Genomic DNA, 22,959 nt, shown 5'->3' with positions numbered 1-22,959 from the left:
GGCCTTTTCCTACCTTAGCGGCATGGGCAGAACCTCATTCATTCCAACGGCTGGGCTGCTCCTGGTAGCAGCCGGGCTGCTGCTGGCGGCTTGCGAGTCGCGCCCCACCGTGGCCACAACCGAGCGACCGCCGACAGTTGCGCCGCCTCCCGTAGCTGCGGGGCCCGCCGGGGCCCCGGCGGTGGCCCCGGCTCCCGACACGGTGGACTGCACCGCGCAGCTTCGCGCAGAAGAATCGCCGGCTGATTCGCTGGTGCGCATCGGCTCCCGGCACTACCGCCTGCTGCTGCAAGCCTTCGCGGACTCGGCCCGGCCGCTTTCGTACCGGCCCGACGCGGGAAGAGAGCTGACCAATGGGCAGGCAGACACCGCTTCGGTGCGGGGATACGACGTGCGCTTTGTAGTATCACTGCGCGATTCCAGCGGCCACAAAACCGTTTTTCGGCGGCAGCTGCGCAAGCGTGATTTTACGAAAGCCGTGGCGAACGACGTGCTCGTGCCCAGCGAGCCTTCGCGGCCGTTGTACCTGGGCTACAGCCCGGCCCTGGACGCGCTGCTGTTTTCGTACCGTTTCGTCATCCCCGAAACCGACGTGGGGGGCCGGGCAGCCGTTGCACTTGGCAGGCAAGGGCAGCTGCGCACCGTGAGCAGCAGCGGCGACTACGGCAGCGGCAATCCGGACTGCGACCCCGTGCTCGCGCCCGGCGGCCAAGCCGCGCTGACGTGCTCGGAAGTGCTACGCGCCCACGGGCGGCCTCTCAGTTTGGTAAAGCCCGCCGCCCACCTCATTGGGGCCCGTTTTCTAACGGATTCCGCCTTGCTTGTCGTGTACGAATACGGCACCTGGCAGGAAGTACATTACCCAGCCGAAACAATGCACGCCCCCAACCCTAACGTATTAGATTCGCCGGTGCCGGGGGCCCGCGTCACGGCTGCTTTTGACGCCACGGAACTCGTGACCACGCCCGCCCAACGCCGGGCGCTGAATGCCTTTGTCATGAGCACCGGTGGGCGGGTGCTGAAAAGCTTTCGGTACCCGGGGTGGCAGCAGGAGCTATCGTACTCCTTGCCCCGGCACTTCGTGGCCGCCAGCCGCACGTACTACTTCCTCAACGGCGAGCAAAGCATATTTCTCATCCCCAAAAGCCACCCGGCCGCCGTAGTGGAGCTGCCCTTGAAGCAGCTGGAGAAATTTCGGGCCCCGCGGCGGGCCGGCGAAGTCAGGTTCATGCTCTCGACGGTGGGCCCCCAGTTTGATTTTTACGTTGACTCGCACAACCCCCGGCAGGTGCGCTACCGGCGCGTGGCTGGCGGCGACTGACGGGTTTAAAACATTGGCGGGGCCCCAGCGTCGTCATCCCGGCGGGCAGGCGCAAGGCCGAACCGCCGCGGCCCACTACCCCTTCAAAACACGCCATGCCCGCCCCCCTCACCGCCGCCGATTTGTCCGCCGTCACGGCCTTTGCCGGGCTGCCCGACGACACCCTGGCCTGGCTGCTGGCCCACGGCGAAAACCGCCGCTACGGCCCCGACGAAACCGTGGTGCAGGCCGGCGACGCGGCCCAGTACATGATGGCCATCCTGGCGGGGGGCCTCCAATTTTATGCCGAGCGCAACGGCCGCGCCGAGCCGGTGTTCCGCATCGAGGCCGGGCAGGTGAGCGGGGTGCTGCCCTACTCGCGGCTGCGCACCATCGGCGGCCGGGGCGTGGCCGTGGGCGACACGCGCATCCTGCTGCTGCACCGCGACTTATTCCCCGAGCTGGAGCGCACCAGCCCCGAGCTGATTCAGCGCCTGGTGGCCCTGATGAGCGACCGGGTGCGCGACCAGACCCGCGGCCAGGAGCGCGACGACAAGCTGCGGGCCCTGGGCAAGCTCTCGGCCGGCCTGGCCCACGAGCTGAACAACCCCGCCGCCGCCATCAGCCGGGCCGCCGCCACGCTGGGGGCCCGGCTGGGGGCCCAGCCGGGCCTGCTTTCGGCCCTGGCCGGCCACTGCCCCGCCCCCGAGGCCCTGCACGCGCTGGCCGCGCTGGCCCACCCGCGGCCCGCCGCGGCGGGGGCCCCCACGGCCTCGGCCCTGGCCCGGGCCGACCAGGAAGACGCGCTGGCCGACTGGCTCGAAACCCAGGCCGTGCCCGACGGCTCGGCCCTGGCCGGGGGCCTGCTGGCCGCCGGCCTGGGGGCCCCCGAGCTGGAGGAAGTAGCCGCGCTGCTGCCGCCCGCTGCCCGCCCCGCCGCCTTCGCCTGGCTCGAAGGGCAGCTCGGCACCCAGGGCCTGCTGCGCGACGTGCAGGAGGCCAGCAGCCGCATCAGCACGCTGGTCGACAACGTGAAAACGTACTCGCACATGGACCGCGGCGGCGACTTCGCGCCCCTCGACGCGGCGGCCGGGCTCGAGAGCACGCTCAACATCTTTGGCTACCAGCTACGGGCCAAAAACATCCGCCTCACCCGCGACTACGCCGCCGACCTGCCCCCGGTGCGCGGCCAGGTCAGCAGCCTCAACCAGGTGTGGACCAACCTCATCGACAACGCCGTGGACGCGCTACCTCCTGGCGGCGGCCTCACGCTGCGCACCCGCCGGGTGCCGGGCTTCGTACAGGTGTGCGTGGCCGACGACGGCCCCGGCATCCCGGCCGACGTGCTGCCCCACATCTTCGAGCCCTTCTACACCACCAAGCCGGCCGGCGAGGGCAGCGGCCTGGGCCTCGACATTGCCCAGCGCATCATCCAAAACCACGGCGGCCGGCTCGAAGTAACGTCGGGGCCCCAGGGCACGGAGTTTTGCGCCTGGCTGCCGGTGGCGTAGCCGTTTTCTTCCTTTTCCTCCGACCTAGCGGCCTGCTTTGCGCGGCCTTCTTTCTGCATGAAAAAACCCGTCATCCTGGCCGTCGACGACGACCCGCAGGTTCTCAACGCCATCGACCGCGACCTGCGCGCCGAGTTCCGCCGCGACTACCGCGTGCTCCGGGCCGATTCGGGCGACGGGGCCCTGGCCATCCTGCGCGAGTTGCAAACCCGCGCCGAGCCCCTGGCCCTGCTGCTGGCCGACCAGCGCATGCCCGGCATGGAGGGCGTGGAGCTGCTGGAAAAATCGCGGGCCCTGTTCCCGGACGCTAAGCGCGTGCTGCTCACGGCCTACGCCGACACCGAGGCCGCCATTCGGGCCATCAACGGGGCCCGGCTCGACTACTACCTGCTCAAGCCCTGGGACCCGCCGCAGGAGCTGCTCTACCCCACGCTGCACGACCTGCTGGGGGCCTGGCAGGCCCAGCACAAGCCCGCCTTCCAGGGCCTGCGGCTGATTGGGTTCCAGTGGTCGCCGCTCTCGCACGCCGTCAAGAGCGCCCTGGCCGGCTACATGGTGCCCTTCGAGTGGCTCGATTTTGAAACCAACCCCGCCGCGGCCAAGCTGCTCGAAAGCACCGAATTTGAAGCCGCCGACCTGCCCGTGGTGGTGTACGCCGACGGCCACGCCGTGGCCCGCCCCGCCCGCGCCGACCTCACGCAGTACCTGGGCCTGCTCACGCAGCCCTCGGGCGATTTGTACGACGTGGTGGTGATTGGCGCGGGGCCCTCGGGCCTGGGCGCGGCCGTGTACGGCGCCTCGGAGGGCCTGAAAACCTTGCTCATCGAGCGCGAGGCCCCCGGCGGGCAGGCCGGCACCAGCTCGCGCATCGAGAACTACCTGGGCTTCCCCACCGGCCTCAGCGGCACCGAGCTGGCCCACCGCGCCTGGACGCAAGCCGTGCGCCTGGGGGCCGAGTTCCTGGCCGAGGAAGTAACCAACCTGTGCGTGCAGGATGGCTATAAAGTGCTCACCCTCAGCAATGGCAGCGAGGTGCGCACCCGCGCCGTGGTGCTCACCACGGGCGTCAGCTACCGCAAGCTGGAGGTGCCGGGCATCGACGCGCTCAGCGGGGCGGGCGTGTATTACGGGGCGGCCCGCACCGAGGCCCGCTCCTGCGACCAGCAGGACGTGTACATCGTGGGCGGCGGCAACTCGGCCGGGCAGGCGGCCATGTACCTGGCCTCCTACGCCCGCCGGGTGTTCATCGTCATCCGCAGCAAGTCGCTGGCCAGCAGCATGTCGGCGTATCTAATTGAGCAGATTGCGGGCACTGAGAACATCGAAATCCTGCCCTTTGCCCAGGTGAAGGAGGTGAAGGGCGAAGGCCACCTCGAAGCCGTGGTGCTGCAAATGGGCGAGCAAACCGAGGAGCGGCCCGCCCGGGCCCTGTTCGTGTTCATCGGGGCCAAGCCCAGCACCGAGTGGGTGTGCGGCACGGTCATCTGCGACGGCAAAGGCTACGTCCTCACCGGCCGCGACCTGGTGGCCGACCCGCGCTACGCCGCCAGCTGGAAGCGCCCACGCGAGCCTTTCGCCCTCGAAACCTGCGTGCCCGGCGTGTTCGCCGCCGGCGACGGCCGCGCCGGCGCCATGGCCCGCGTGGCCGCCGCCGTGGGCGACGGCTCCACGGCCATCAAGTTCGTGCACCAGTACTTGGACGAGTAGGGAGTGAGTTAAAAGTTGAGAGTTAAAAGTTAAGAAGGTATCAGCCGCTAGAACAGCTGATACCTTTTTAACTTTTAGAGCGGTTTCCAAGTCCGTGTACAGCTGCTTCTCGCGTGGTTGTAGAACGGAGTGGCACTCCGTTTAACGTTCGCACGGCAACGGAGTGCCACTCCGTTTTACAGGGCCCGGTACACTAACTTGAAAACCGCTCTAACTCCCAACTTTTAACTCAAACCGCGTCGTAGCGTACCAGCTGTATCTCGTTCGCAGCCAGCCACTCGGGCCAGGCTTCGTCGCGCCAGAACTCATACTCGGCCACCCGGTTCAAGTAAGAGGTTTCGCGGTTCGTCAGGGCCGGGTGGGTCATGAACTCGACCAGGGGGCCCCGGCGGAAGGCCCGCGCCAGGCCCTGGGCGAAGAGCGGCAGCGTGGCGTCCTGCGCGGCGGAGAAGTCGGCCACCAGCGCGTTGGGCGAGCGAAACCCGCGCAGGCCGTAGCGCGAGGCCACCCCGAAGGCGTTCAGCAGCTGGCCGCGCAGGGCGTAGCCGGGCTGGCTGCTCCAGCGGCGCAGGCGGCGGATGCCGTGCCGCCGCAGGATGCCCGTGAGCACGGGCCCCAGGGCCGGGTACAAGTGCAGGTGCTGGTGGCTGTCGGCGTGCGACACCGGGACATCGAACCGGGCCAGGCGGGCCAGCTGGGCCACCACTTCGGCTTCCAACTCACTCACCCGCACCCGCCCGCCGAGGAAACGCGCCAGCAGTTGCTGGCCCTTGAAAAACTGCCCGTCGGGCCCCAGCAGCGTGCGCACGGCCGAGGCCCGGCTCAGCGGGGGCCCGTCTATCAGGTTGAGGTGCAGGCCGGTGGAGACGTGCGCTTGCAGGGGGCCCAGGGCCCGCAGGTCGGCGTCGGTGGCCAGGTTGGCCATCACGGTGGTGCTGCTGATGCGCCGCCGACCGGCCAGCTCCTGGATGGCGGCGGTGGCGGGCGCGTCCCAGCCGTAGTCGTCGCAGTTGATGATGAGGCGGCGCATCGGTTACGCTTCCACGGCCTGCGCGGCCACGTGGCGCAGCACGTAGGGGCGGCGGTTGCGGCGGGCGAAGTAGGTGTAGGTACCGATTTCGGCCAGCACCCCGAAGCTCAGCAGAAAGATGCCGCCCATGATGAGAAACAAGCTGAAGATGAACTCCATCGGAAAGCGGGCCGCGATGTTGACGTGAAAGAATACCGAGCCGATGAGGAAGCCCGACGTGAGGGCCCCGCCGATGAGCAGGCTCAGAATGCCCAGCACGCCGAACAGCCGGAACGGCTTGCGGGCGTACACCACGGTGAAGCGCAAAATCAGCAAATCGACGATGACCTTGAAGACTTTGCTGAGGCCGTAGTTGCTGGCGCCGAACGCGCGGGCCCGGATTTCGATGGGGAACTCGATGTAGCGCACGCCCTTGCGGGCCACCAGGGCCCCGAGGAAGCGGTGGGCGTCGCCGAGCATTTCCACGTTGGTGAGCAGGTAGCGGCGGTAGGCCTTGTAAGTGGCCCCGAAGTACTCCAGCTTCACGCCCGACAGGCGGCTGATGATGTTGTGGGCCCCGTTGGAAATCAGCGTTTTGAGGAAGCCTTCGGGGCGCTTGCTCTTGGCCCCGCCCACCATGTCGTAGCCCGCGCGGATGAGGCGCACGAACTCGGGCAGGTAGGCCGGGTCGTGCTGCAAGTCGCCGTCCATGGCCACCACGATGCTGCCCTGGGCCTGCTCGAAGCCGGCGCGCAGGCCCAGCGTCTGGCCGTAGTTGCCGGCCAGGTCGAGGCCGATGATGCGCGGGTTGGCGGCGGCCAGGGCGCTGATGTGGCCCCAGGTTTGGTCGGCGCTGCCGTCGTTCACCAGAATCAGCTCGTAGCGGAAGCCGTGGGTTTCCATCACCTCCACGATTTGGCCGGCCAGGGTGCGCACGCTCTGCGCCTCGTTGTAGAGCGGCACCACGATGGAAATCAGCTCGTCGGCGTCGAAGGGCGGCGGGGTGGCGGGGGCCATCGGGAGGTTGGTGGGCATGGGCAGCGGCGGCGAAGGAACGGCTGGCAAAGGTACGGCTGGGGCCCGGGGCGCGGAACGGCCGGCCCCCGGGGGCCCTAAATCCGCAAACCTTACCTTCGGGCCCGGTTTCTTTTACCCTACCCCGCCCCGATGGCCGCCGTTGTTGCTTCTGCTCCTCTTGTTCGTACCGCGCCGCTGTGGCAGCGGGCGCTGCCCCACCTGCTGGCGGTGCTATTTTTCGTGGTGCTGGCCTGCGTTTACTTCGCCCCGATTGTGTTCGAAGGCAAGTCACTGGCCCAACACGACATCGCCCAGTTTCAGGGCGGGGCCCAGGAAGTGCGCAACTGGGTGGTGACGCACAACGGCCACGAGCCGCTGTGGACCAACTCCATGTTTTCGGGCATGCCGACCTACCTGATTTCGGTGCACTTCCCCGGCGACCTGACCCTGTACTTGCAAAAGGCCCTGACGCTGGGCCTGCCCTCGGCGGTGTCGAACCTATTCCTGGCGCTGCTCTGCGGCTACGTGCTGGGCGTGGCCCTGGGCCTGCCGCCGCTGGTGGCGGTGGCGGGCGCGGTGGCGCTGGGCTTTTCGAGCTACAACCTGGCCATTCTGCTGGCCGGGCACAACACCAAGTCGGTGGCCCTGGCCTGCGCGCCGCTGGTGCTGGGCGGGCTGCTCGTCACGTTCCGGCGCGACAAGTGGCTGGGGGCCGCGCTGTTTGCCGTGGGCCTCACGCTGAACCTGCGGGCCAACCACCCGCAGATTACCTATTACGTTGGTTTGTTGGTGGTTATTTACGGCATTGTGGAGCTGGTAGCAGCGGCCCGCGCCGGCCGGCTGCCGGCCTACGGGCAGCGGGTGGCGCTGCTGGCCGTGGGGGGCCTGCTGGCGGTGGGCGTCAGCTTCGGCCGCCTCTACACCACCTACGAGTACAGCAAGTTCAGCAACCGGGCCCCGTCGGAGCTGAAGGCCCTGCCCGCCGCGCCCGGCGAAGCGCCGGCCGCCAGCGCCGCCCAGCAGGACGAGGACTACGCCTTTGCCTACAGCTACGGCGTGGGCGAAACCATGACGCTGCTCGTGCCCAACTTCTACGGCGGCAGCAGCAGCATGGCCCTGGGCCCCGACTCGAACACCGCCCGCGAGCTGGGCACCCTGGGGGCCGACCCGCAGGCCGCGGCGCAGATGCCCACTTACTGGGGCGACCAGAGCTATGTGGCCGGCCCCGTGTACGTGGGCGTGGTGGTGTGCTTCCTGTTCGTGCTGGGCCTGTTCGTGGTGGACCGGCGCACCCGCTACTGGCTGCTGGCCGGCACGCTGGTTTCGTTCGTGCTGGCCTGGGGCAAGAACTTTGAGTCGGTTAACAGCTTGATTTTCCACTACCTGCCCGGCTACCGCAGCTTCCGCGCCGTGAGCATGGGCCTGGTGATGGCGCAGCTGGCCATGCCGCTGCTGGCGGCGCTGGCCCTGGCCCGCATCCTGCGGCCGCGGGCCGTAGCGATGCCCGTTGGCCCCTTGGGGGCCCCGGTGGCACCCGTGCACCCGGCGCTGGCCAAGGCCGCCCGGGCCGCGGCGGGGGCCCCGGCCGCGCTGCCCGGCTCGCCCGAAACCCAGGCGCGGCTGCGCCAGCTGCTCTACGCCGGGGCCGTTACGGCCGGGGTGCTGGTGTTGGCCTGGCTGGCCAGCTTCAGCTTCAGCTTTGCCGCCCCCGTCGACGCCGAGCTAACCAAGCAGGGCTTCACGCCGCAGCTGCTGGGGGCCCTGCGCGCCGACCGCGCCGAGCTGCTGCGCAACGACGTGTGGCGCGGGCTGCTCTTCGTGGGCCTGGCGCTGGGCACGCTGTACTTCTATTTAAAGGGCAAAATCGGCCTGGCCCCGGCCGCCGCGCTGGTGGCGCTGCTGGTGCTGGTGGACCTGTGGAGCGTGGACAAGCGCTACGTGGGCGAGAAGAACTTCCAGCCGGAAACCATTGCCCAGAGCTTCCAGCCCAGCGCGGCCGACCAGGCCATTTTGCAAGATAAAGATCTGAGCTACCGGGTGCTGAACATCCAGAACCCGTTCAACGAGGCCCAGACCTCGTACTTCCACAAGAGCATCGGGGGCTACCACGGGGCCAAGCTGCGCCGCTACCAGGACTTGATTGAGCGCGAAATTTCGCCCGAGATGCAGGCGCTGTTCAGCCCGAGCGGGGGCGACTTCACCCGCACCCCCGCCCTGAACATGCTGAACACCCGCTACTACCTCACCGGCAACGAGAAGCAGCCCGTCATCCGCAACCCCGGGGCCCTGGGCAACGCCTGGTTCGTGCGCCAGGTGCAGCCCGTGGCCACGCCCGACGCCGAGATGGCCGCCCTAACCACCCTCAACCCCGGCCGCACCGCCGTGGTGGACAACGTGAAATTCCCCGCCGTGCGGGCCGCCACCTACGCCGACACCACGGCCACCATCGCCCTCACCAGCTACGCCCCCGATGCGCTGGCCTACCGCTACAGCGCCGCCCAGCCCGGCACCGTGGTGTTCTCGGAAGTCTATTACGCCGACGGTTGGAACGCCTACCTCGACGGCCAGCCGGCCCCCTACTTCCGCGCCGACTTCGTGCTGCGGGCCATGCAGGTGCCGGCCGGGGCCCACAAAATCGACTTCAAGTTCGAGCCCAAAGAGTACGCCACCGGCAACGCCGTGTCGTTGGCCGCCAGCATCGGCGTGCTGCTGGTGCTGCTCGGGGCCGGGGCCTACGTGGCCCGGCGCAAGCCAGAGGAAGCTGCATAATCCCGTATAATCAGGCCACCGTCACACGCAGGCCGTCATGCTTCGGCTCCGCTCAGCATGACGGCCTGGTTATTTATTTCAATCAAAAGCTTGCCGTCCAACCCCTTCCTTCAGGACCTACCCGAGCCCGTGGCCACGGCCGCCGGGGTGCGCCTGCTGCTCTGGCGCGACGACCTGGTGAACCCCGCGCTGCCCGGCAACAAGGCCCGCAAGCTCAAGTACAACCTGCGGGAGGCCCGCCGCCTGGGCCGCGGCCGGCTGCTCACCTTCGGCGGGGCCTACTCCAACCACCTGGCGGCCGTGGCCACGGCCGGGCGCCTGCACGGCCTGGCCACCGTGGGCCTGGTGCGGGGCGAGGCCACCGGGGCCCCGAACCCCACCCTGGCCCGTTGCGCCGCCGACGGCATGGCCCTGCACTACCTCGACCGCGCCGCCTACCGCCGCCGCGCCGAGCCCGCCTTCCTCGCCGAGATGCTCCGGCAATTCGGCCCCGCCTACCCGCTGCCCGAGGGCGGCACCAACGCCCTGGCGCTGCCCGGCGTGGCCGAGCTGGCGGCCGAAATCCGCCAATGCGTGGCGTTCGACGCGCTGGCCGTGGCCGTGGGCACGGGCGGCACGCTGGCCGGCCTGCTCGGGGGCCTGGCGGGCCCCGAAACGGCCCTGGGCGTGGCCGCTCTGAAAAACGGCGGCTTCCTGCGCCGCGATGTAGACGCCCTGACGCTGGCCGCCACCGGGCGGGCACACACTAATTATGGGTTAGCTACGAATTATCATTTCGGCGGCTACGCCAAATATTCGGCCGACTTACTGGCTTTCATTCACGGGTTTGAAGCCCGGCACGGCGTATTGCTCGACCCGATTTACACCGGCAAGCTGCTGTTCGGCGTGCTGGATTTGATCGGGCAAGGGCACTTCCGGCCTGGCAGCACCGTGGTGGCCATCCACACCGGCGGCTTGCAGGCCTGGGCCGGGTGGCACGAGCGTTTCGGCGGCGGCGAGGGAATGGGGGAATGAAGGAATGGGGGAATGGGGGAATGAAGGAATGGAAAGAAGAATAAAAGGCCGTCATTTCCCCATTCCTTCATTCACCCATTCACTCTTCCACAGGCCCAGGGCGGCCAGGGCGAAGACGAACGGCAGCACCGGGGCCAGGAAGCGCACGTCGTAGTCGTCCACGGTCAGCATCACCACGGCGGCTTGCAGCAGCGGCACGGCCGCCAAAAACACCCGCGCCGGGGCCCACACGTCGCGCCGCCCGGCCCCGCGCACGGCCAGCGCGTACAACGGCCACAGCACCAGCACGCTCGTCAGGCGATGCCCGAGCGAGTAGTAGGGCTTGATGCTGCCGAAAAACACGAACAGCTTGCCGGCCATCAGCCGCGCCAGGAAGCCGGGGTTGTGGGCCGCGAAGTAGAGCACCCGCGCCACCTGGCCCGTGCCGGCGGGCGGCAGCAGCAGCGGCGCGGCCGGGTGCAGGGCCCACACCGGCGAGCCGTACATCAGCTCGCCGCGCTGGTAGGTTTCGACGATGAAGTACGTCACGAGCTGGCGGTCGAGGGCCCGCAGCAGCAGCGGCACGGCCAGCACCCCCGCCCCCACCGCCGCCCAGAACCAGGGCCGCCGGCGGGCGTACAGCGCGGCCAGCCCGGCCAGCGCCGCGGCCCCGCCCACCACAAACCCGTTGGGCCGCGCCAGGGCCGCCAGCACCAGCAGGGCCCCCAGCAGCGCCCCGGCCCGCCACCCGCCGCCGCGCACCCGCACCAGGGCCCAAAACGAAAGCACCGAGAGGCTGATGAACAGCGACTCGGTGAGCAGGTAGCTGTTGAATTGCTGCACGTCGGGCCACCCCACCAGCAGGCCTGTGGCCACGGCCGCCGCGCCGCGCCGCCCGCCCGCCAGCCGCCGCACGGCCCCGTACAGGGCCGCCGCCGCCAGCCCCGAAAGCGCCATTTGCGCCAGCACGATGCCCCAGCGCCCGGTGTGCAGCCGCAGCCACACGCTCTGAAACCACGGGTACAGGATGTAGCGCTGGCTGTGCTCGTACGCAAAATTGTTGCTGCCGCCCTCCACCCGGGCCGTGGCCCCGGGCACCGCGGCGCTGGGTTGGTAGTAGCCGTGGGCGGCCACGTTGGCCGCGTACTCGAGGTACAGGGCGCTGTCGTTGGCGAAGTGGGGGCCGTGGAACTTCGCTAGAAATGCCGCTTGCACCAGCAGCCACGCGCCCAGCAGCAGCGGGCGGTGGTAGCGCCCCAGTCGGCGGCGCACTTGGGCAAGCACGGGGCGCACCCGCGGCGGAAGTAAAGGCAGTGGCACCGGCCAAAGCTACGAAGGCCGCCCGGGGGCCCCGGGCCCAACGGCGCGGCCCCGCCGCCGTATTCAACCCCCTATGAACCTCGTCCGTCTGATTCGCCGCCTCATTCCCCTCGTTTTTTTAGTGGCCCTGGGCTGGTTTCTGTGGAAGAAAGTTGGGCCCGCCCTCGACGGCCTCAACCCGCTGGTGCAGGCGCCGCGCGTGACCGTGACGCACAACACCGTGCTTACGCAGGTGGAGGCCCTGGGCAAGCTGGAGCTGGTGCGCTACCGCTTCAAGGACGTGGTGGAGTACAAGCGCGCCAACCGCCTCGCCATTCTGCCCGACGCCAAAGTGGCCCTCATTGTGGCCGGCGAAGCCACGGGCTGCCTCGACCTGCGCAAAATTCGGCCCCAGGACGTGGTGCTGGAAGGCGACTCGGTGGTGCGCGTGTTTCTGCCGGCGCCCGAGCTGTGCAACTTTCAGGTGCGGCACGACCAAAGCCGGGTGTTCAGCACCGAAAACGGCTTTTTCCAGGACGCCGACCTGGTGGACCAGGGCTACAAGTACGCCGAGGCCCAGGTGCGCACCGCCGCGCTGCAATCGGGCATCTTGGCCGAAACCCAGCGCAACGCCCAGCAGATTCTGGTACCCTTGCTGCACACCCTCACGGGCCGGCGCGTGGTGCTGGGCCAGCAAATGGTGCTGCCCGCCCCGGGCCGCAAAGGCTAACGCATCATTAAATTCAGTATGGAAATTGTTGAATACAGCCGCCGCCTGCAATGGGTAGGCAACCTGCGCTGCCCGGCCTGCGAGCAGCTGACGCCCGGCTGGCGCTCCAGTGGCATGAGCGAGTGCTTTCCCCATTTCTTTTGCTCGGATTGCTCCAACGTCATCCACCGCGAAGCCGATAAGGAACTCGTGTACGAGGCCGCCACGCCGGAGCTGTTGGCCCAGATAGCGACCACGTTGCCGGCCTGCCCGTGTGGCGGGCGCTTCACGCCCGGCGCCGGCCCTAAGTGCCAGCACTGCCACGCGAAAATTCCCCTAGTGGCCGATGCCGTTGCGTACTTGCACAACCCCAACATGGTGGTGCTGGACGGGGCCGTTAGCTTCTCAGACCGACGCCCGCCGTACCAGGTGCGCATCGTGGATTAGCGGCGGTTACTCGTCCTCCGGCACTTTGCCCAGCTCGTCGAGGGCAATTTTGATCAGGTCCTGCTCGTAGCCCTTGCCGGTGAGGTACACGCTGATTTTCTGGCGGCGCAGGCGCGGGTTCTTTTCCTTTTCCTGGCGGTCCTTTTTTTCCAGCGCGCTCACCAGGTTCTGGTAGTACTCGTCGCCGTCGATTTCCTTCAGGCCCGACTTGATGCAGTACTCGCTGATGCCTTTCTGCTTGAGGTCCTGCACGATGCGGCGGCGGCCCCACTGCTTGTTGCGGTAGTGGCCGCGCACGAAGGCCTGGGCAAACCGCTCCTCGTCCAGCAGTTTCTCGCGGCTGAGGCGGATGATGATTTCGCCGGCCTCGTCCTCGTCGAGGCCGTAGGAGCGCAGCTTTTGCTCCACCTCCTTCTGGTGGCGCTCCTGGTAGGCGCAGAAGGCGGCAATCTTTTGCAGGGCCTCGCCGGGGGTGTAGGTCTTGGGCGTTTTGTCGGTTTTGAACATCGGGCGGGAAAGAGTGACGGGGCGTAACAGCCAGCGGGGCGGGATAATTGGCAAGGTGCTAAAATATTTTCCGGGGCCAGCCGTCCTGCCCGGCGACCGGGGCTTGGGGGCCGCGTCAGAAATACTTATGGAAACTTTGAATCCGTTTAAAGTTTCCTTTGTATCTTTGCCGCGTTGATTATGGAAACCAAAGACCGCATCCTAACCCACGCCGGGGCCCTGTTCCTGCGCAACGGCATCAAAAGCGTGAGCATGGACGACATCGCCGCCGGCCTGGCCATGTCGAAGAAAACGCTTTACAAAAGCTTCGCCAACAAAGACGACATCGTGCAGGGCGTCATCGTCCGGCACCTGGCCCACTCGCAGAACGAGTGCGCCAGCCTGGCCAGCCACGCCACCAACGCGGTGGAGGAGATGCTCAACATCTCGCACTGGGCCGAGCGGGAGTTCAGCGACATCCACCCCAGCATTTTTTACGACCTCAAGAAGTACCACCCGGCCGCCTGGGCCCTGTTCTCGGCCCACAAAAACACGTTTATCCTCAACCAAATCACCCAGAACCTGCGGCGCGGCATGGCCGAAGGCCTGTTCCGCCCCGACCTCGACCTGGAGGTGCTGGGCCGCCTCAGCCTGGCCCAGATTGAGCTGGCCTTCGACCTGGACCTCTACCCGCCGATGCAGTTCGGGGCCGCGCGGGTCAACCGGGTGTTCGACGAGCACTTCCTGCTGGGGGTGGCCTCGCTCAAGGGCCACCGGCTCATCAACCAGTACCAACACGTGACGGAGGAGGAATAGCCCCCGGGCCCCTCCCACTTTAACACTTTTATCTCTGATGGACAACACGTTATTCAAATCCAAGCGCTGGCTCTGGGCCGCCCTGCTAGGCGCGGCCCCGCTGGCCCTGGCGGCCCAAACTTCCGCGCCGGCCGTCGGCGCGGGGGCCCCCGCCATGCTCCTGAGCCTGCCGCAAGCCGTGCACTACGCCGTGCAAAGCAAGTCGAGCCTGCTGGCCACGCGCCTGGCCGAGCAGACGGCCGCCGCCCGCATCGGCGAAATCAAGGCCCAGGGCCTGCCGCAGCTGAACGTGGGGGCCAACGTGGCCGACAACTTCAAGCTGCAAAAGACCCTGGTGGACTTCGGGTCTTTTGCCGGGGCCCCGCTCAGCGGCACGACCCTGACGCAGGCCGACATTGCCCGGGCCCAAACCGGCCAGGCCGTGACCCTGAGCCCGGCCTACGGGCAAGTGGTGGCCACGTCTCCCCAACCGTTTGCCTTCGGCCTGCAATACGCGGGCAACACGTCGGCCTCGTTTTCGCAGCAGCTCTTCAACGGCTCGTACCTCATCGGCCTGAAGGCGGCCAAGGTGTACCAGGAGCTGGCCCGGAAGCAAACCCAGCAGGCCGAAATCGACGTGGTAGAGCAGGTGAGCAAGGCCTACTACAGCACGCTGGTGGCCCGCTCGCGCCTGGCCCTGCTGGCCCGCAACGTGCAGCGCCTCGACACGGTGCTTTACCAAACCAACCAAACATTTAAGGCCGGCTTCGCCGAGAAGCTCGACGTGGACCGCCTGCGCGTGCAGCGCAACAACCTGGTGGTGGAGCAGCAGAAAGCCCAGCGCCTCACCGAGTTGAGCCTCGCGCTACTCAAGTTCCAGATGGGCCTGCCCCAGGCCCAGGCCGTGCAGCTCACCGACTCGCTCGGGGCGGCGGTAGTGGATGCCGGGGCCCTGCGCCAGCGCCTGGGCGCGGCCAGCTTCGGCACCGGCAGCGGGCCCGGCGGCCTGCCCGCGCCGCCCACGCCCGGCGTGGGGGCCACCGGCGGCCAGCCCGCCCCGACCATCAACAACGGCCAGCCCGTGCAGGCCGACGCGGCCTTTAACTACAACAACCGCATCGAGTTTTCGACCCTGCAAACGCAGCAGGCCCTGGCCGGCCTCGACCTGCGCAACCGCTCCGCCGGGGCCTACCCCATTCTCTCGCTCACGGGGGCCTACGGCTTCACGGGCTCGGCCAACGCGGCGAAGGACTTGTTTGCTTTCCGGGGCCCCGACTCGCGCAGCGCCAACGGCTTCGTGAACCAGAACTGGTTCGGCTTTGGCAACGTGGGCCTGGCCCTGAACGTGCCGGTGTTCGACGGCTTCCGCCGCAAGTACCAGGTGCAGCAGGCCCGCATCGCGCAGCAAACCATCGAGCGCGGCTTCGAAACTTTGCGCCAAAGCATTGACTTACAAGACGCGCAAAGCCGCGCCACGCTCATCAACGCCCTCGACGTGCTCGACAACCAGCAGGACAACCTGATTCTGGCCGCCGACGTGGCCCGCGTGACGCGCATCAAGTTCAACGCCGGCGTGGGCTCCAACCTGGAGGTGATTACGGCCGAAACCTCGCTGCGCGAGGCCCAAACCAACTACTACGCCGCCATCTACGACGTGCTCGTGGCCAAGGTGGACCGCGACAAGGCCACCGGCGAGCTGCTGCCGAAGTAGCTTAAATGGCTGTTGGCTTATGGCTATTGGCTGTTAGCTTTTTCCTTGCCTGAAAAATACTTTTTTCTATATGACTTCTTTTTTTTCAAAAGCCAGCCGCCTAAAGAAAGCTAACAGCTATCAGCTAGTGGCCATCAGCCTGATAATGGCTTCCTGCGGCGGGGCCAAAGACCCCAAGGCCGAGCTGACCAAGCTCAAGGCCGACCAGGCCGCGACCCAGGCCAAGATTGCCGCCCTCGAAGTTTCGACCGGCGCGGGCAAGGCCGACTCGGCCGCCGCGGCCGTGCCGGTGTCGGTGCTGACGGTGGCCCCGCAGCGCTTCGCCGGCTACCTGGAAGTACAGGGCCGGGTGGACTTCGACCAGAATGCCACCGTGGGGGCCCGCGCCGCCGGCACGCTCACCAGCGTGCGGGTGCAGCGCGGCGACCGGGTGCACCAGGGCCAGGTGCTGGCCACCGTCGACGCCGGCGTGCTCGACGCCAGCATGGCCGAGCTGCGCACCCGCCTCGACCTGGCCCGCATCGTGTACCAGAAGCAGGCCGGCCTGTGGAAGCAGCAGATTGGCACCGAAATCCAGTACCTCCAGGCCAAAAACAGCTACGAGGGCCTGGAGCGCAACCTGCGCACCATGCAGCAGCAGCGGGCCATGTACAACGTGGTGGCCCCCTACGCCGGCACCGTGGACAACGTGCTGCCCAAGCTGGGCGAAACCGTGGCCCCCGGGGCCCCCGTGGTGCAGCTCAACAGTGGCCGGGGCGGCAAGGTGCTGGCCGATGTATCAGAGGCTTACGCCGGCAGCATCAAGGCCGGCGATAAGGCCCTGGTGAGCCTGCCCGACCTGGGCAACGAGGAAATTATGAGCACGGTGCGCACCGTGAGCCGTACCATTTCGGCCAACAGCCGCGCCTTCACCGTGGAGCTGCACCTGCCCGCCGGCGCGGCCGCCAAGCTGCGACCCAACATGATAGCCACCGTGCGCATCCAGAACTACGGCCAGGCCAGCGCCACCGTGCTGCCGGTGGACCTGGTGCAGCACGACGAACAAAACGCTTTCGTGCTCGTGGTGGCCCGCCAGGCCGGCAAGCCCGTGGCCCAGAAGCGCATCATCAAGGTGGGGCAGACCTACAACGGCCAGGCCGAAATCACCAGCGGCCTGAAAACCGGCGACGAAGTAATCTCGGCGGGCTACCAGAACCTGAACGAAGGCCAGTTATTGGCCGTTGGCGCTTAGCTGTTGGCTGTTGGCTTTTTTGCAATGAAAAATTACAAGGAACTGAGGGTCTGGCAGCACGGGTTAGAAATTGTGCAGGCCACGTACGACTTGGTTCGCCAGCTGCCGCGCGAGGAGGTGTACGGCTTACGCAGCCAGATGACCCGCGCGGCGGTTTCAATTCCCTCCAACATTGCCGAAGGCAGCAGCCGCACAAGCGAAAACGAGTACAAACACTTTCTGGAAATTGCGCTGGGCTCTTGCTTCGGGTTGGACACGCAATTGCTGGCCGCCACGAGAATTGGGTTTATTACCCTCCTGCCGGACAGTCGGTTGCCGGACCTACTGGAAGAAGAGACTAAAATGCTGCACAGTTTCATCGGCCGCCTGTCGGCCACCCAAAAGCCAACAGCCAATAGCTTACAGCCAAAAGCCTACTAATATGCAAGATATTGAAAAGGAGTTTGGACCTACCAGCTGGTCCATTAACAACAAAACGAGCATCTACGTCATCACGCTGCTGCTGACGATAGCGGGGCTGTTTGCCTACATCAAGCTGGGCAAGGAGAAATTCCCCGACATCGTGATTCCGCGCATCATCGTGGCCACGGTGTACCCGGGCACCTCGCCGGCCGACATCGAAAACCTGGTGACGCGCCAGCTCGAAAAGGAAATCAAGGGCGTGAACGGGGTGAAGAAAATCAACTCCACCTCGAACCAGGACTACTGCATCGTGGACGTGGAGTTCAACTCGAACGTGAACGTGCAGGCCGCCAAGCAGCTCATCAAGGACGCCGTGGACAAGGCCGCCACCGAGCTGCCCAACGACCTGCCCAGCGCCCCGGTGGTGAAGGAAGTCAACATCTCGGAGCAGCCGATTATGTACGTCAACCTGAGCGGCAACCTGCCCGCCGCCCAGCTCAAAAAGCTCGCCGACGACTTTCAGGACAAAATCGAGGCCCTGCCCGAAATCACCCGCGTCGACATCGTGGGGGCCCTGGAGCAGCAGGTGAACGTGGACGTGGACCTCTACAAATTGCAAGCCTCGCAGCTGAGCTTCAGCGACATTGAGAGCGCCATTGCCCGCGAGAACATCACCGTGTCGGGCGGCAGCATCGACGTGGGGGCCCAGAAGCGGGCCGTGCGCGTGGCCGGCCAGTACGTGCGGGCCGCCGACATCGCCAACATCCAGGTGAAGAACCTGCGCGGGGCCCCGGTGCGCCTCGGCGACATTGCCACCGTCGTCGACGGCTTCAAGGACCGCGAGAGCTACGCCCGCCTCGACGGCCAGCCCGCCATTGCCCTGAACGTGGTGAAGCGCCAGGGCGAAAACCTGCTCGACGCCTCCGACAAAATTCATAAGCTGGTGAAAGACTCGCAGGCCAGCATGCCCAAGGGCCTGAAAATCACCATCACCGGCGACTCGTCGAACGACACCCGCAACACCCTCTCCGACCTGCTCAACACCATCATCATCGGCTTTTTGCTGGTGACGCTGATTCTGATGTTTTTCATGGGCACCACCAACGCCCTGTTCGTGGGCCTGTCGGTGCCGCTGAGTATGTTCCTGGCTTTCATTATGTTGCCGGTGCTGGGCTTCACGCTGAACACGATTGTGCTCTTCGCCTTTTTGCTGGCGCTGGGCATCGTGGTGGACGACGCCATTGTGGTGATTGAGAACACCCACCGCCTGCTGCACGAGCACCCCGAGCTGAGCACCACCAAGGCCGCCAAGTTTGCGGCGGGCGAGGTGTTCGTGCCGGTGCTGGCGGGCACGCTCACCACGGTGGCCCCGTTCGTGCCGCTCATGTTCTGGCCGGGCCTCATCGGCTCGTTCATGTACTACCTGCCGGTCACGCTCATCCTCACGCTGGGGGCCTCGCTCATCGTGGCCTTCATCATGAACCCGGTGTTCGCGGTGAGCTTCATGGAGCGCGAGGAGCACCTCGACCGGGTGCAGAAGCCGCAGCTTACCCGCAACTTCCTGCTCGGCATGGGCGGGCTGCTGCTGGTGGCCATCGCCGGCTACCTGGCCGGCTCCACGTTCCTGGGCAACCTGATGGTGACGCTCATCGTGCTGTGCTTCCTCGACAAGTACGTGTTCGTGTACCTGATTGCCGGCTTCCAGCGCAGCATTCTGCCGCGCTTTCAGAACGGCTACGCCCGCCTCGTGGAGCTGGCCGTGGGCGGCCGGGTGTGGCGGCAGCTCGCCATCGTGGGCTGCCTGGTGGTGCTGATGGTGGTGAGCATCATGGCCTTGCAGGCCCGCAACCCCAAAATCGACTTCTTCCCCAAGGGCGACCCCAAGTTCATCTACACCTACCTGCGCATGCCGGTGGGCACCCGCGTGGAAGTCACCGACTCCATCACCCGCATCCTGGAGCAGCGCGTGTACAAGGTCGTCGGCCGCCACAACCCCGACGTGGAATCCATCATCAGCAACGTGGCCATCGGGGCCGGCGACCCCACCGAGGCCACCGCCACGGGGGTTTCGCAGTCGCACCTGGGCAAGGTGGCCGTGGCCTTCAAAGAGCTGAGCGACCGCACGGGCCAGGCCACCCACATCTACATGGACGACATCCGCGAGGCCGTGAAGGGCGTGCCCGGCGCGTCGGTGTCGGTGGACCAGGAGGCCAGCGGGCCGCCCCAGGCCAAGCCGATAGCCATCGAAGTGAGCGGCGACGACTACCCCAAGCTGGCCGCGCTGAGCAAGCGCGTGGAGCGCTACGTGGACTCGCTCAAGATTGGCGGCATCGAGGACCTGCGCACCGACCTGGAAGACCGCAACCCCGAAATCGCCGTCAACATCAACCGCACCCGCGCCAACCGCGAGGGCATCACCACGGCCCAGATTGGGCAGGAGGTGCGCACGGCCATCTACGGCTACGAGGCCAGCAAATTCAAAACCCCCGACGACGAGTACCCCATCCAGGTGCGCTACGCCAAGCCCTACCGCGACAACGTGGACGCCATCGTAAACGCGCCCATCACCTTCCGCGACCTCACCAGCTTCGCCATCCGCCAGGTGCCCATCTCGGCCGTGGCCGACGTCACCTACGGCACCACCTACGGCGGCATCAAGCGCAAAGACACCCACCGCCTCATCACCATCAGCTCGAACGTGCTCAACGGCTTCGCCCCCGTCACCGTGGTGCAGCAGGTCACGCAGGCCCTGAAGTCCTTCCCCACGCCGCCCGGCTACACCATCCGCATGGGCGGCTCGCAGGAAGACACCCAAGAAACCACCAGCTTTCTCGGCATCGCCGCCGTGGGGGCCCTGGCCCTCATCTTCCTGGTGCTCGTCACGCAGTTCAACTCGGTGGCCAAGCCGCTCATCATCCTCACCGAAATCATCTTCTCGGTCATCGGCGTGATGCTGGGCCTGGCCGTGACGGGCATGAACATCAGCATCGTGATGACGGGCGTGGGCGTCATTGCCCTGTCCGGCATCGTGGTGAAGAACGGCATCCTGCTGGTCGAGTTCACCGACATGCTGCGGGCCCAGGGCATGAGCCTGCACGACGCCCTGGTGCTGGCCGGCCGCACCCGCCTCAACCCGGTCATCCTCACGGCCACGGCCGCCACGCTGGGCCTGATCCCGCTGGCCGTGGGCCTGAACATCGATTTCTATGAGCTGTTCAACTCGGGCCACCCCCACTTTTTCCTGGGCGGCGAGTCGGTCGTGTTCTGGGGGCCCCTGGCCTGGACGATTATTTTCGGGCTCACGTTTGCCACCCTCATCACGCTGCTGGTGGTCCCGGTGATGTATTTGCTCAACGAAAAGTTGCAAGCCCGGCTCACCGGCCGCAACGTGAACACGCCCCCGCCCGCCCAGGAAGTAGACGAAGAAGAGGTGAACGCGGCCACGCCGGCAGTACTGGCCTAAAATTTGTACCCCGTGTATTTGCCCCATTAATCGGTCGAGCAACCGCATTCCGTCGATTATCCCGGTCGGCGGCGTGCGGTTGTCCCGCACCCACGCGTTAGGAGCCCGCTTCGCCGCCGTTTTTTATACCCTGCCCCCTAAGCCCTTTGCAAAAAATGTACGTATCCACTGCCGCCGCCCTCCCCGCTGCTTCCATCGAGCAGCAGGTTTTTCGCATCATCAGCAAGCGCAAAGCCATCCGGGCGTCGCGCGTGCGCAAAACGGCCAGCCTGGCCCGCGACCTGCGCTTCGACACCGTCGATGTGGTGGACATCATTTTGGAGCTGGAGCGTAACTTTCACATCGTCATTCCCGACGAAGTGCCCCTGTACACGGTGGGCGACTTCGTGCGCTTCGTGCGCGAGCACGCCGCCGCCTAGGCCCACCGGGCCGGGCGGCAACAAAAAAGCCCCGAAACTTACGTTTCGGGGCTTTTTCAGCACTGTACCGAGCGTGTCTTAGCCGGGGCCCTACCGCACGTTGCCGCCGGTGGCCACGGTGCCGTGGCTGGCGTCGCGGCTGCTGTCGGTGGTGGCAGCGGCCACGCCGGCGTGCGGCGCGGTGACGGTGCCGCCGTACTTGGCCGACCCAGAAGAGGGCACCAGGTCGTCGTGGGCCGCCGGCGCGGGCTTGGGCGCGGCCGCCACCTCGCTGGGCCGGGTCAGCTCCCACTCGTGGAACTTGTCGATTTCGGTTTTGATGGTGAGCGAGAACCAGGCAATCAGGGCCATGTCGTCCACCAGGCCCACCACGGGGATGAAGTCGGGAATCAGGTCGATGGGGCTGATGAAGTAGATGAGCACGGCCACGGCGGCGGCCACCGTGGTGCCCGGCACGCCGGTGTAGTCGCCCGCCACCGACGCCCTGATGAGGCGGAACAGCGTTTGCAGGGTCGTCCAGGCTTCGTGGGCGAGGCTGCCCAGCTCGTTCTTCTGCTGGGCCTTGGTGTAGGCGTCCAGCAGCAGCTTGCGCAACAGCGTGGGCTGCCGCAGGTAATTTTCGGCCTTGGCCAGGAATTTTTTGAACAGGGCCGAGCCGGCCACGTCGGCACCGGAGGGAGGGGTCTGGGTATTCATATAAGCGCAATGTCAAGGGAAGGAAAAAACCCGGGGCCCCGCGGGGCCGCCGGCCCGCTGTTATACCGATTGCGCGGGGGTGGGGTTGGGCTACGCGGCCGCGGGGCGAAAAAAAAGCCCCGCACGGGGTGCGGGGCTCTCAAAACTTTGCGCGGCGCGGGCTACTGCGGCGCGGGCGCGGCGGCCTCGGCGGCGCTGGCCACGGCGTCGGCCAGGGTGGCGGCGTCGGCGCGGGCGGCGGCCGGCACGCGGCCGGCGGCGTAGAAATTGCGGCGGTAGTACGTTTCGTCGAGCGAGCTGACGCGCACGCCCCCGTTGCAGGCCGAATGGGCGAACTTGCCATCTTTCAGGTAAATGCCCACGTGGTAGATGGCCCCCTTGCCGTGGCGGAAAAACACCAGGTCGCCGGTTTGCATGTCGGTCTTGGCCACATGCTGCACGGACCCGAACATCGAGCGCGAGCTGCGTTGCAGCGCGATGCCGTACACCTCGTTGAACACGCGGGTCACGAAGCCCGAACAATCGGTGCCGCGGCGCGAGCTGGCCCCGAAGCGATACGGGGTGCCAATCCAGTCCGTCACGGTCTGGAGCAAGCCCTTGTTTTCGGTGTGGGCCAAGTTCAGGCCCAGGGTTTGGGCGTAGTAGCCGTAGGCGAGCGAGTCGCGGGCAGCGGCGGCTTCGGGTGAGGTGGGCGGCCCGGTGGGCCCACCGGGCTCGTTCGTCATCAGGCCCGAAAGCAGCGATGCTTCGGCCACGGCCGGCGCGTTGAGGGCGCGGGACGTGAGCGAAGCATCGGGGACGCGCTCAAAGCAGAAGGAAAGAACCAGGGAGGCCGCGGCGAGGCAATACAAAAGGCTGTTTTTCATTGTCCGTCGTAGAGGGGGTAAGCCCGGGTTCCGAAAAGTGGCGGAAATACCGGCAAAAAATGGTTTCTTAGGCAATAGGCAAGGCCACAAGCGGCCAAAAACAAAGGGATAAAGCGACGCGGCCCAGGG

18 protein-coding genes and 1 pseudogene are annotated in these 22,959 nt (G+C 66.7%); 13 read left to right on the top strand and 6 right to left on the bottom strand.

Features of this window, described 5'->3' with window-relative positions:
- Positions 1-22: 22 nt before the first annotated feature.
- From HNP98_RS03670 to HNP98_RS03660, 3 genes are all read left to right on the top strand, one after another.
- Entirely contained in the window at positions 23-1,321 is a 1,299-nt protein-coding gene (locus HNP98_RS03670; RefSeq protein ID WP_173808706.1) for a hypothetical protein, read from the top strand.
- Between the two features lie 95 nt (positions 1,322-1,416).
- A complete protein-coding gene (locus HNP98_RS03665; RefSeq protein ID WP_173808705.1) occupies positions 1,417-2,811 on the top strand; it encodes a sensor histidine kinase in 1,395 nt (464 codons plus the stop codon).
- Positions 2,812-2,868: 57 nt separating this feature from the next.
- Entirely contained in the window at positions 2,869-4,518 is a 1,650-nt protein-coding gene (locus HNP98_RS03660; protein WP_173808704.1) for an FAD-dependent oxidoreductase, read from the top strand.
- A 229-nt stretch (positions 4,519-4,747) separates the two neighbouring features.
- On the opposite strand, the gene HNP98_RS03655 is transcribed toward HNP98_RS03660, so the two are convergent.
- Positions 4,748-5,548, bottom strand: a complete 801-nt coding sequence (locus HNP98_RS03655) for a carbohydrate deacetylase (RefSeq protein ID WP_173808703.1) — start codon at positions 5,546-5,548, stop codon at positions 4,748-4,750.
- Between the two features lie 3 nt (positions 5,549-5,551).
- Positions 5,552-6,562, bottom strand: coding sequence for a glycosyltransferase family 2 protein (locus HNP98_RS03650; protein WP_246274959.1), 1,011 nt, complete (start codon positions 6,560-6,562; stop codon positions 5,552-5,554).
- A gap of 132 nt (positions 6,563-6,694) precedes the next feature.
- Here HNP98_RS03650 and HNP98_RS03645 point away from each other — a divergent pair, with 132 nt between their 5' ends.
- Both HNP98_RS03645 and HNP98_RS03640 read left to right on the top strand, forming a co-directional pair.
- Positions 6,695-9,313 (top strand): glycosyltransferase family protein, encoded by a 2,619-nt coding sequence (locus tag HNP98_RS03645; protein ID WP_173808702.1) that lies wholly within the window; start codon positions 6,695-6,697, stop codon positions 9,311-9,313.
- A 90-nt stretch (positions 9,314-9,403) separates the two neighbouring features.
- A complete protein-coding gene (locus HNP98_RS03640; RefSeq protein WP_246274958.1) occupies positions 9,404-10,327 on the top strand; it encodes a 1-aminocyclopropane-1-carboxylate deaminase/D-cysteine desulfhydrase in 924 nt (307 codons plus the stop codon).
- 51 nt (positions 10,328-10,378) lie between these two features.
- On the opposite strand, the gene HNP98_RS03635 is transcribed toward HNP98_RS03640, so the two are convergent.
- Positions 10,379-11,599: a glycosyltransferase family 39 protein gene (locus HNP98_RS03635; RefSeq protein WP_173808700.1), complete on the bottom strand. Its 1,221-nt coding sequence runs from the start codon at positions 11,597-11,599 to the stop codon at positions 10,379-10,381.
- A 100-nt stretch (positions 11,600-11,699) separates the two neighbouring features.
- Between HNP98_RS03635 and HNP98_RS03630 the strand changes: the two genes are divergently transcribed.
- Together HNP98_RS03630 and HNP98_RS03625 are read left to right on the top strand one after the other, a co-directional pair.
- Positions 11,700-12,335: a DUF4230 domain-containing protein gene (locus HNP98_RS03630; RefSeq protein ID WP_173808699.1), complete on the top strand. Its 636-nt coding sequence runs from the start codon at positions 11,700-11,702 to the stop codon at positions 12,333-12,335.
- An 18-nt stretch (positions 12,336-12,353) separates the two neighbouring features.
- Complete coding sequence (locus tag HNP98_RS03625; protein WP_173808698.1) at positions 12,354-12,761, top strand: hypothetical protein; 408 nt, start codon at positions 12,354-12,356, stop codon at positions 12,759-12,761.
- Positions 12,762-12,767: 6 nt separating this feature from the next.
- On the opposite strand, the gene HNP98_RS03620 is transcribed toward HNP98_RS03625, so the two are convergent.
- Entirely contained in the window at positions 12,768-13,268 is a 501-nt protein-coding gene (locus tag HNP98_RS03620) for a regulatory protein RecX (RefSeq protein WP_173808697.1), read from the bottom strand.
- Positions 13,269-13,448: 180 nt separating this feature from the next.
- Here HNP98_RS03620 and HNP98_RS03615 point away from each other — a divergent pair, with 180 nt between their 5' ends.
- From HNP98_RS03615 to HNP98_RS03590, 6 genes are all read left to right on the top strand, one after another.
- A complete protein-coding gene (locus HNP98_RS03615) occupies positions 13,449-14,063 on the top strand; it encodes a TetR/AcrR family transcriptional regulator (RefSeq protein ID WP_173808696.1) in 615 nt (204 codons plus the stop codon).
- Between the two features lie 37 nt (positions 14,064-14,100).
- A complete protein-coding gene (locus tag HNP98_RS03610; protein ID WP_173808695.1) occupies positions 14,101-15,753 on the top strand; it encodes a TolC family protein in 1,653 nt (550 codons plus the stop codon).
- A 70-nt stretch (positions 15,754-15,823) separates the two neighbouring features.
- Positions 15,824-16,984 carry an efflux RND transporter periplasmic adaptor subunit gene (locus HNP98_RS03605; RefSeq protein WP_173808694.1) on the top strand — a complete coding sequence of 387 codons (1,161 nt, stop codon included), beginning with the start codon at positions 15,824-15,826 and terminating at the stop codon, positions 16,982-16,984.
- Between the two features lie 24 nt (positions 16,985-17,008).
- A complete protein-coding gene (locus tag HNP98_RS03600; protein ID WP_173808693.1) occupies positions 17,009-17,404 on the top strand; it encodes a four helix bundle protein in 396 nt (131 codons plus the stop codon).
- A 1-nt stretch (position 17,405) separates the two neighbouring features.
- A complete protein-coding gene (locus tag HNP98_RS03595; RefSeq protein WP_173808692.1) occupies positions 17,406-20,849 on the top strand; it encodes an efflux RND transporter permease subunit in 3,444 nt (1,147 codons plus the stop codon).
- Positions 20,850-21,004: 155 nt separating this feature from the next.
- Complete coding sequence (locus HNP98_RS03590) at positions 21,005-21,268, top strand: acyl carrier protein (protein ID WP_173808691.1); 264 nt, start codon at positions 21,005-21,007, stop codon at positions 21,266-21,268.
- A gap of 339 nt (positions 21,269-21,607) precedes the next feature.
- Here the strand turns inward: HNP98_RS03590 and HNP98_RS21745 are convergent.
- Positions 21,608-21,700 (bottom strand): annotated as a pseudogene (locus HNP98_RS21745) (YkvA family protein); the annotation flags it as partial.
- 425 nt (positions 21,701-22,125) lie between these two features.
- On the bottom strand, positions 22,126-22,830 hold the full coding sequence (locus HNP98_RS03580; RefSeq protein ID WP_173808689.1) for a C40 family peptidase: 705 nt from the start codon (positions 22,828-22,830) through the stop codon (positions 22,126-22,128).
- Positions 22,831-22,959 lie beyond the last annotated feature (129 nt).

It is taken from the genome of Hymenobacter caeli (genome assembly GCF_013294115.1).
Lineage (GTDB): Bacteria > Bacteroidota > Bacteroidia > Cytophagales > Hymenobacteraceae > Hymenobacter > Hymenobacter caeli.
The sequence above is the reverse complement of the archived record's forward strand: the minus strand, read 5'-3'. Positions and strand labels throughout refer to the sequence as shown.

Coding starts and splice junctions, on each gene's coding strand:
- HNP98_RS03630 (WP_173808699.1), top strand. CDS start 11,700: ATGAACCTCGTCCGTCTGATTCGCCGCCTCATTCCCCTCGTTTTTTTA.
- HNP98_RS03605 (WP_173808694.1), top strand. CDS start 15,824: ATGACTTCTTTTTTTTCAAAAGCCAGCCGCCTAAAGAAAGCTAACAGC.
- HNP98_RS03580 (WP_173808689.1), bottom strand. CDS start 22,830: ATGAAAAACAGCCTTTTGTATTGCCTCGCCGCGGCCTCCCTGGTTCTT.
- HNP98_RS03610 (WP_173808695.1), top strand. CDS start 14,101: ATGGACAACACGTTATTCAAATCCAAGCGCTGGCTCTGGGCCGCCCTG.
- HNP98_RS03600 (WP_173808693.1), top strand. CDS start 17,009: ATGAAAAATTACAAGGAACTGAGGGTCTGGCAGCACGGGTTAGAAATT.
- HNP98_RS03665 (WP_173808705.1), top strand. CDS start 1,417: ATGCCCGCCCCCCTCACCGCCGCCGATTTGTCCGCCGTCACGGCCTTT.
- HNP98_RS03615 (WP_173808696.1), top strand. CDS start 13,449: ATGGAAACCAAAGACCGCATCCTAACCCACGCCGGGGCCCTGTTCCTG.
- HNP98_RS03660 (WP_173808704.1), top strand. CDS start 2,869: ATGAAAAAACCCGTCATCCTGGCCGTCGACGACGACCCGCAGGTTCTC.
- HNP98_RS03590 (WP_173808691.1), top strand. CDS start 21,005: ATGTACGTATCCACTGCCGCCGCCCTCCCCGCTGCTTCCATCGAGCAG.
- HNP98_RS03625 (WP_173808698.1), top strand. CDS start 12,354: ATGGAAATTGTTGAATACAGCCGCCGCCTGCAATGGGTAGGCAACCTG.
- HNP98_RS03595 (WP_173808692.1), top strand. CDS start 17,406: ATGCAAGATATTGAAAAGGAGTTTGGACCTACCAGCTGGTCCATTAAC.
- HNP98_RS03655 (WP_173808703.1), bottom strand. CDS start 5,548: ATGCGCCGCCTCATCATCAACTGCGACGACTACGGCTGGGACGCGCCC.
- HNP98_RS03650 (WP_246274959.1), bottom strand. CDS start 6,562: ATGCCCACCAACCTCCCGATGGCCCCCGCCACCCCGCCGCCCTTCGAC.
- HNP98_RS03645 (WP_173808702.1), top strand. CDS start 6,695: ATGGCCGCCGTTGTTGCTTCTGCTCCTCTTGTTCGTACCGCGCCGCTG.
- HNP98_RS03670 (WP_173808706.1), top strand. CDS start 23: ATGGGCAGAACCTCATTCATTCCAACGGCTGGGCTGCTCCTGGTAGCA.
- HNP98_RS03620 (WP_173808697.1), bottom strand. CDS start 13,268: ATGTTCAAAACCGACAAAACGCCCAAGACCTACACCCCCGGCGAGGCC.